This window comes from Cetobacterium sp. (genome assembly GCF_048470075.1).
Taxonomy (GTDB): domain Bacteria; phylum Fusobacteriota; class Fusobacteriia; order Fusobacteriales; family Fusobacteriaceae; genus Cetobacterium_A.
In genome coordinates this window covers 1-9,235 of record NZ_DBGBQB010000124.1, presented here as the reverse complement: position 1 = coordinate 9,235, position 9,235 = coordinate 1, and the positions used below count along the sequence as shown (strand labels likewise).

General features: G+C 30.9%; 8 protein-coding genes. 3 read left to right on the top strand and 5 right to left on the bottom strand.

The features are described 5' to 3' along the window. Positions 1-838 (top strand): hypothetical protein (locus tag ACMOUI_RS04485; protein WP_418964538.1); only part of this gene is annotated, 838 nt, incomplete at its 5' end. Positions 839-879: 41 nt separating this feature from the next. Here the strand turns inward: ACMOUI_RS04485 and ACMOUI_RS04480 are convergent. The 3 genes from ACMOUI_RS04480 to ACMOUI_RS04470 form a co-directional block, all read right to left on the bottom strand. Then, positions 880-1,812 (bottom strand): L,D-transpeptidase, encoded by a 933-nt coding sequence (locus ACMOUI_RS04480; RefSeq protein WP_418964537.1) that lies wholly within the window; start codon positions 1,810-1,812, stop codon positions 880-882. Between the two features lie 116 nt (positions 1,813-1,928). Continuing rightward, complete coding sequence (gene mobB, locus ACMOUI_RS04475) at positions 1,929-3,026, bottom strand: molybdopterin-guanine dinucleotide biosynthesis protein B (protein ID WP_418964536.1); 1,098 nt, start codon at positions 3,024-3,026, stop codon at positions 1,929-1,931. Beyond that, positions 3,019-4,251: a molybdopterin molybdotransferase MoeA gene (locus tag ACMOUI_RS04470; RefSeq protein ID WP_418964535.1), complete on the bottom strand. Its 1,233-nt coding sequence runs from the start codon at positions 4,249-4,251 to the stop codon at positions 3,019-3,021. The genes mobB and ACMOUI_RS04470 overlap by 8 nt, the downstream gene beginning before the upstream one ends. 103 nt (positions 4,252-4,354) lie before the next feature. On the opposite strand from ACMOUI_RS04470, the gene ACMOUI_RS04465 reads away from it, so the two are divergent. Continuing rightward, positions 4,355-5,065, top strand: coding sequence for a MurR/RpiR family transcriptional regulator (locus ACMOUI_RS04465; protein WP_418964534.1), 711 nt, complete (start codon positions 4,355-4,357; stop codon positions 5,063-5,065). A gap of 51 nt (positions 5,066-5,116) precedes the next feature. Here the strand turns inward: ACMOUI_RS04465 and ACMOUI_RS04460 are convergent, their stop codons facing one another. Beyond that, complete coding sequence (locus ACMOUI_RS04460) at positions 5,117-6,442, bottom strand: 6-phospho-alpha-glucosidase (RefSeq protein ID WP_418964533.1); 1,326 nt, start codon at positions 6,440-6,442, stop codon at positions 5,117-5,119. A gap of 11 nt (positions 6,443-6,453) precedes the next feature. Beyond that, positions 6,454-8,079 (bottom strand): alpha-glucoside-specific PTS transporter subunit IIBC, encoded by a 1,626-nt coding sequence (locus ACMOUI_RS04455; protein ID WP_418964532.1) that lies wholly within the window; start codon positions 8,077-8,079, stop codon positions 6,454-6,456. Positions 8,080-8,287: 208 nt separating this feature from the next. Between ACMOUI_RS04455 and ACMOUI_RS04450 the strand changes: the two genes are divergently transcribed. Continuing rightward, positions 8,288-9,235 (top strand): LacI family DNA-binding transcriptional regulator (locus ACMOUI_RS04450; protein ID WP_418964531.1); only part of this gene is annotated, 948 nt, incomplete at its 3' end.

Genomic DNA, 9,235 nt, shown 5'->3' with positions numbered 1-9,235 from the left:
ATATTATATAGATAAATTTATATTTTATACAGATGATACAAAAGGTAAGATAAAGGCTATAAGAGAGTATTCTAAAAAACAGTTTAGAAGAGAGACACTGATAATTGGAGAGATAGCTCTATTTAGTTTAAATAACGGTGTCCCAGGGTTTATTGTGGGTATGCAAAGATGGTTTGAACAAGTCTACTCCTTTTATAAAGAGGAGATAATATTAAAATCTAAACAATTGAACCTGAACTTTGAGATTTTAAATCTGGAAGAGGTGGTTGAAGATTGCATAAGATATTCAAGATATTATAGGAAAAAAGCCAATAAATTATTGACTAAAAAAGAGCTTATCTATAGCTATATTTTAGATATATATCTACCTATTTTTGTTGTGTTTCAAGAATATGAGATAGAAAAAAATAAAAATAAACAATATTTAAAAATAAGTCAAAGTTATCTTTACTATACAAGATATGGTGGGACAGACACTTTGAGAGAGTTTATAGAAAAAAATATTTTGGATAAAGATGAGTATAAGATTGGAGATTTTACCCTAAGTAAGAGCATAACACTGGATTATAATCTAGACAAAGAACTGGAAAATTATTGGATTTTAAAAAATTATGGTGGGACACAAAACTATGAGACTATATACCATTTAAAAGAGTATACAAAATTTTTAGGATTGGAACTTCGAGAGGAGAAGAATAAAAAGTTTCAAGAGGACATAGAAAAACTAATAAAAAATAGAGAGATTTTAATTCAATATAATAATAATAGAGTTTTAAATGTTATAAAGGGAAAATGGGAGCAATATACATTTGTAGATTACTATGGAACGCTAGTTTAAATAAGGGAACTTTTAAAAGTTCCCTTTTATTATGGTTATAGCTAATCAATAACAATAAATAATGATTTATCAACTTCAGCCCAGTTATAAACAAACTGTGCATGAGAAGCTGAAGATCTAACACACATGTGTGAGATGGGAAGCGATCCCAATGAATTACTATATTCAATAATACTTGTTCTAGGAAGATCTACAGGGAATCCATGAAAATATCCTCCACCAGAAAAGCGAGTGGCATATGGAGAGTATCCCCCCATTTCAGCTTCATTTCCAAATTTCATATAGTCCATTCTTCTTAATTTACTTTGTGCAACAAAGACTCCTAAAGGTGTAGCATAGCTATATGGAAGTTTATCCTTTCCAGTAGTTATAGGATTTTTACTTCTAATTTTCCAAATTCCACCCACTCTTTCTAAAGTGACTACATTTTGAAAAGATCTATTTATGATGATAACCTTATTAAATCTTTTAGTTGAAAGAGTTTCAATATATCTATTTGAAATAAACCAGATACCAGGAATATCTTTAAGTTGAACTTTTGAAAAATTTCCACCATGGGATATGATTTTTACTAAGCTACCATCCCAAGCATATCTTTCTGGTCGATTTAGGTTAGTTTCAGAGTATAGGGGAATGCCCTGATTTCTTCGGACACCGTATATATCTGATTCAGGTGGAGATTTCATCTGTATAGCTGGGCTAGGTTTTCCATTGACATTTTTATAGTTTTTTAAAGAGCCTAAAGGGTACTGATCATTTACAAAGTTATCTACATTGTCCAATATGTTGGAGATTTTAGTCCAATCATAACCTCTATGTTGAGTGTAGTTATCTCCTATTCTTATAATGTATGCGTCAGGTAGAGTATACTTATCGTATAGGAGTTCTTTTTCAATAATAGCAGAGTTAGAAAAAGAGAATAATGTGATCAGAAAAAAAGCTGTAGATAGTTTAAAGTTGAAAAAAGAAATCATAGTTTTCACCATCCTCTAGATTAAAGATATATTTAACATATTTTTACAAAATAAAAGATACCTCTCCTTTTATAAATTTTTATTTAAAATAAAAAATGACCTAAATTTAATTTAGGTCATCTATTTAGGTCATCTGTTTTTATTAAATCAATTAATCTTTCAAAAATAGTATCTATATCATTGATATCAATAATATCTAGGTTTTCACCATTTTCGATGAATTGTAAATCACTCACAAAAAATTTCAAATTATTTTTATTGACTTGACTGATTGTGGATACCTCTTTACGAATAACCTCTACCTTAGGATAGTTGCTATTTTTAAACCCCTCTAAAATTATAAGATCATAACTCTTAAAAAAATTTAAATAGAAAGACAGATCTTTTTCACTTGAATTTTCTAAAAACATATATTTACTTTTAGAGAAAATAAGTGTTCCTGAAGCTCCAGATTTAACGTGTCTATCAGTGTCAGAATCGAGATTGTCCATTTGAAAGTCATGACCATCATGTTTTATAGTGCCAACTTTGAAACCAGTATCCACAAATTTTTTAAGAAGTTTGGTAATTAAAGTTGTTTTTCCAGAGTTTTTTATACCAGAGATTGCAAAAAACTTAGTTTTTTTGGTTTTAATCAAAGAGTTATAATCCTCTGGGGTATTTATATTTTTTAAAAGATAGTTATCATTAAAGATAGTATATTTTAAATCCACAAATTTTACATTCAATTTATCCATAAGATTTAAAACTTTAAAATCATTATTTTCAATGGCCTCTTTAATAATAGGTAAAGATGTTTTTGTATAGATTCCAAGAAGAGGATGAATAAAGCCATTTTTATCTCTAACGACAATAGCGTCATAGTAGGGAGAGGTAAAACTAGATATATACTGAATAAAATCTTTAGTCAAGTTTGGAACATCACACGGAACAGTAAAAATATAGTCTAAATCGCTTTCCAATATTCCTTTATACAGTCCAGAGATGGGACCAATCTCTTTAAAGTCATCATCAATTCTTATAAATTCATCGCTTATTATATCTTGATCACTATTTAAAGAGAGATATATTTTACTAAAATCGGAAAATAGCTCCTTTAACCTATCTAAAAAAGTTATATTTTCATATTTAAGTAGAGCTTTATTGCAATAATTCATTCTACTTCCTTTACCACCAGCTAAAATTAAAACGTTGATATCTTTAATTTTAATCAATTAAAATCACCTGAACCCTATCCCCATTTTTTAAACAAGGGGTATTTGGAGCTATATCTACAATGGCATTTTTGCCTATAAGAGAGGAGATAGTACCAGAGGAGTGTTTTTGATTATTTAGGAATATTTCACCATTATTAAAATAACCTCTGATAAAACGCCTTTTAGAGGATTTTTTACTAAACTCTCCCCTAACTGTTGCTATAGCAGAGTTAGTTTTTTTTATGCTATTAAAGCTCAGTTTAGATAGAATAGGTCTTCCGAGAAGTTCAAAATTAACAAGTGATGCAAAAGGGTTCCCTGAAAGAGAGAGAATTACTTTTCCATCTTTTTCTGATGCTAGAACAGGAGTTCCTGGTTGAATATTAATTTTCCAAAAAAGTCTATTGGCTCCAAGTTCTTTTATGACGTCATGCATAATATCTTTTTTACCCACAGATACACCACCAGTAGTTATTAAAAAATCTATATTTTTAAGTTCTTTAGATATAAAGTTAGAAACCAAAATAGGGTCATCATTCATAGGGGGAAACATTATCCCATCCAATCTCAAATATTTTAGTTTACTAATAAGGGTAAAAAGGTTACTGTTATATATTTTCCCTCTCTCTAAAGGTTCTCCAGGCATAGTGAGTTCACTTCCTAGACTTAAAACACCAACTTTTGGTTTTTTAAATACTTTGATGGAGTTTATACCCAAAGAAGCTAAAACACCAATATGATTATATGTTATTAGTTCCCCTTTTTCAATAACTACTTCACCCTCTTTTAAATCCTCACCTAAAAAACAGAAGTTTTCAAAGGGTTTAAGTTCTCTATATATTTTCAATGTTTTTGCGCAGTCATCATATAGGACCTCTTCCTGCATTATGACACAGTCGCATCCATTTGGAATAGGAGCTCCAGTCATTATTCTAAAGGCTTCTTTAGGATGAATCTCCTCTTCAGAATAATCTCCAGCATAGACTTCAGATATAACTTTTAATGTTATGGGAGTGTCTTTACTAGCACCATGGCTATCGGCACTATTAAAAGTAAAACCATCTAAAGGAGAACGATTAAATGGAGGATTATTTAAAGGAGATAAAATGTTTTCAGCTAAAATAAAGCCTAAGCTATCCAAGATATTTTTTTCCTCAATGTTTTTTAAAGGTTGTATCTTTTCTAATAAAATCTCAATGGCATTTTCTAAATCAATTTGCTCCACACTATCAGCACCTTTCATAAATTATTTTACAATATCTTTTTTATAATATATCATAGAATATAGAAAAAGAGTATTTAAAAGTTGCACTATATGGTAATAAAAAAGAAAAAGGGGGAGAAAAATGGAGATAGATATCTATAAATTAGGAGAAAAGTATGGATTGACAGAATCTGAAGAGTTAGCGTTGCGATATATTGTTAATAATATTGAAAAGGCTTTAGAGATAGGGGTAAGAGGTGTGGCTAAGGAGTGTTTTGCATCGACTTCAGTTGTTATGAATCTATCAAAAAAACTTGGCTATAAAGGGTTTATAGATATGGTCTATAGGCTGGAATTAGATTTTAAATCACCCTCTGAACGAAAGAGTATCACAGATAGTTATTGTTTAGATTTCTCTATACAAAAGGGTATGAAATTTAGAAATCTTTTAAAAAAGATAAAAAATAGACCTATTTTTGTCCATGGAGTTGGATTTTCAAATCCTATTGCAAAATATATAGCTGACAAGTTAATGATATTGGGATATTTTTCTATGATGTCAGAATATATGGAAAGTGTTGAAAGAGAGTATGAGAAAAAACCATTACTAATAGTTATATCCAAATCGGGGGAGACTGCTGCTATATTAAATCTATGTCAAAAAGCTAGAGCTAAAGATGTTCCAGTTGTGGTTTTAACTGGGCTTAAAGACAGTAGTATGGAGAAGTTATCCGAGTTAAGTTTTGTAATAAAAAATAGTAATCTACTAGATGATAGAAATTTAGAAAAAAATGATTTTTTTGGAAATACAATTCTATTTTTTGAGGAGCTGGTAGAGGAGTATTTAAAATAAAAGGTGGAAGAGATAATCTCCCACCTTTTTAATATGTGTTATGTTAATAAACTATTTTAATTCTGGCCAATACCCTTTATTAGCCTCGATTAAATCATCTAAAATAGCTTTTGCTACAGAGGCGCTAGGAACTGTTTTTGACATAGTAAGAGCTTGCCATAACTTCAGATAAGATCCCTCTATCCAAGCTTCAACAGTTAATTTTTCAACTGAAACTTGCTGCTCCATAAGTCCTTTTTGGAATTGAGGAATAGCTCCAACTACAAGTGGTTCAGGACCATCATTTCCCACAATACATGGAATTTCAACCATGGCAGTAGGATCAAAGTTAATTATAGCACCATTATTTTCAACTATTAAAAGCATTTTCTCTTTAGTATTAAAAGCGATAGCTCTAGCCAAGTCAACTATATAAGATGCATGTTCATCTATATGTAGTGCAGAATTCTTAGCAGTATTAGCTTTTATAATTTTATCACACTCTCCAAATACAAATTTTTCTCTTCCATCCATAACCTCATTGGCTCTTGTATACTCTTTATTGGAGTGTTTAACAACATAGTCTTGGAATAGATAGTATTTTAAATATGTGTTTGGTAGAGTGGTAGGATCCACTGCAAAAACATCTTTTGCCTTGGCAAATGTGTCGTTCCAACTAGCATCTGTATGTTGATTATCCCCTTTTTTCTCAACATATCCATGCTTAGCCACATGTTTCTTTAGAGCAGGCATTAAATCATTTCCAGCTTTATCTTTTATAGATTTCCACCATCCAAAGTGATTTAAGCCATAGTACATAATATCCATATCTTTTCTGGAGTCTAAACCTAAAATTTCAGCCATTCTAACTTCAATACCAATAGGCATATCACAGATATTTAAAACTTTAGAGTTTGGTCTTAATCTTCTAGTTGCTTCAGCAACAATGGCAGCTGGATTGGAATAGTTTAACATCCAAGCATTGGGAGAGTATTTTTCCATATGGTCAATCAATTCAATAACTCCACCAATAGATCTCATACCATAGGCAACTCCTCCAGGACCACAAGTTTCTTGCCCTACTACACCATGTTTTAATGGAATCTTTTCATCTAACTCTCTCATTGGATATTTTCCAACTCTAATATGAGCCATAACAAAATCTATATCACTAAAAGCCTCCTCAGGATTTGTACTGTAACTAAAATTTATTTCAGGAGCTTTCTCCTTTAAAAGGATAGCACAGGCATCTCCTATTTTAGCCTGTCTTTCCTTGTCATTATCATACATTTTAATCTGTCTAATAGGGAATTTTTCAAGATTATCCAACAACATTAAAATTATTCCTGGGGTAAATGTACTTCCTCCACCTGCAATTAAAATTGAAAACTTTTTCATAATAACTCCTCCTATATGTTAATTAATTTTTTTTCAGAATCTGTATTCTCTAAATCTTTATTCATTAAATCTTCAAAACAGTCTCTAACCTGTGGAACTGATAAGCCAACAATAATTTGAAAAGATGTTCCTTTTCTAACAATACCGTGTGCACCAGCCATTTTAAAGGTAGAATCATTTTTAACAAGGGACTCATCTAAAACAGTTACTCTAAGTCTAGTGGCACAATTATTTACAGTCTCTATATTGTGAGCTCCACCAAGAGCCTGTAAAAAAGCATAGGCTTGATCAAAATATGCATTTTCAACAATAACATTTCCATTTTTAGCATCTTTTTTATTTTTAAAATCCTCTTTGGTATAAAGTTTAACCTCTTCATTTTCATCCTCTCTACCTGGAGTTTTTAATTTGAATCTTTCAATACAATATTTAAAGACAAAGTAATATATAGGGATAAAAGCCATACCTACACCAATTTGAGCAATCATAACACCAGTATGATTTTTAAAAAGAGGAATCCAGTTGATTGCAGCAATCTCTATTAAACCAGAACCCATATTTCCAACAACTCCAAAAGCATACATTACAGCGGCCATAGTAGCGGCTAAAACAGCATGTATTGCAAATAAAAATGGTGCGATAAACAGGAATGTAAACTCTAATGGTTCTGTAATACCTACTAAAACTGCTGTAAGAGTTGCTGGAATTAAAAGTCCAGAGACAATTTTCTTTTTGTCTGGGTGAGCTGTTTTGTATATAGCTAAGGCTATACCAATTGCACCAAATATCTTACTGTTACCGTGAAGTGCAAATCCTCCTTGAGGGAAAAGCTCCTTTAGAGGTAGAGCAGAGTTTGCAAAATTAGATAGATTTTGAGCCCAGAAAACCTGTATCCCACTATCTACAACTGCAGGACCAAAGATGAAAGGTCCATAGACAAAGTGATGTAAACCTGTAGGTATAAGAATTCTTTCAAGTAAAGTGTATAACCAAACTCCAAAAGTTCCTGATGAGATCATAAGTGTTTGTAAAGATGAGATACCCATCTGTACTTTAGGCCACACTAGACATGTAACATAAGCAGCAGGAATCATTGCTAAAAAGGCTATCATTCCAACTAGGGCACTACCTTGAAAAATACCTAAAAAATCTGGAAGTTTTGTATCGAAAAACTTGTTATGGATGTAGATAGTCAATCCTGAAATTGCAATTGCACCAACTATACTTGTGTCTAAAGTTTTAATTCCAGCAATTGTTGTCAATCCACTTACTCCGCCAATAGCTTGATTGAAGTCTACTCCAAAACTAGGACCCCAAAATGTTAAAATGGCATTAATAAAATAATTAAATGTTAGATATGTAACTAAAACAGATAGACAAGCACGTGGATGAGCTTTTTTAGCTAACCCTATTGGAAGACCAACTGCAAATATAAGTGGAAGCTGTCTGAAAACAGTCCATCCTCCCTCTTCAATAACATAGACAAGCTTGTAAAATATTCCATTGGTATCTGCTAAAGAACCAACGAAGTCTGGATTTTTTAAAATGATTGTAAGTGCTACAGTTAGACCTGCAAAAGGGAAAAGTAGTACAGGTGCGAAAAGAGCTCCTCCTAATCTTTGAAAGAATTTTAGCATCTTGTTACCTCCTAATATTATTATGGGTTCCTTTGTTAATAGGAGTATACAACTAACAAAGTTCTAAATCAATACTTAAAGCTTTAAAAACACACATTACACATGACGTAACATGTTATGTTTTATATGAATAAAATAAAAAGTTTTGTAAATAACTATAAAGTTAGATATAATATAAAAAATAAAATAAAAAGGGAGAAATTAGTTGATGAAAGTAACAATAAAAGAGATTGCAGTGGATGCAGGGGTATCAGTATCCACAGTTTCAAGAGTTATTTCAAATAACCCTAAAATAAGTGAAGCAACAAAAGAGAAAGTGAGAGAGTCAATAGAAAGATTAAATTATAAACCAAATATAATGGCAAGAGGATTGGTAAAAAGAAAAACGGGTATTCTAGGAGTTATAATGCCTAAGGAAGCTATGATGTTATTTTCAAGTCCATTTTTTATAGAGGTTATGCAAGGTATTAGTCTAAAAGGAAAAGAGAAAGATTACTATATAATGTATGACTTTTGTAAAAATGAAAAAGAGGAGTATGAGGGCACTAAAAAACTTGTTGAAAGTGGCTTGGTCGATGGTTTATGCCTTATGTCAACACGTAGAGAGGATAAGAGTATCAAATATTTAAAAGAGAAAAAATTTCCTTTTGTAATTATAGGAGAACCAGAGGAAAAACAGGGAGTTCTATGGGTAGATAATAACAATTTAAAGGCCACTTATGATATGGTAAAAAAAATTATGTACAAAAATAATGAGAAAATCATATTTGTAGGGGGAGATCAAAAATTAACAGTAACAATAAATAGAGTAGCTGGATTCAAAAAAGCATGTGATGAATTAAAAAGTGATTTTTCAATATATTTAGGAAAAGACTTTTCAAGGGAGGAGGGATATAGGTTAGCAGAACAGATATTTTTTAAAGAAACATGTAAAAATTTTATAATTTCAGATGATAATCTATTGGAAGGATTTTTGGAATATTTGGAAAAATATAATATAAAAGATGTGAACATAGGTAGTTTTAATAAAACTAGACTGAAAAATATTTGGGAAAATAAGATATTTTTATTGGATATAAAACCTGAAAAATTAGGAATAGAAGCGGTAAATCTTTTAGTTGATAGCCTTTATGATAAGGTACAGATGAATAATAAA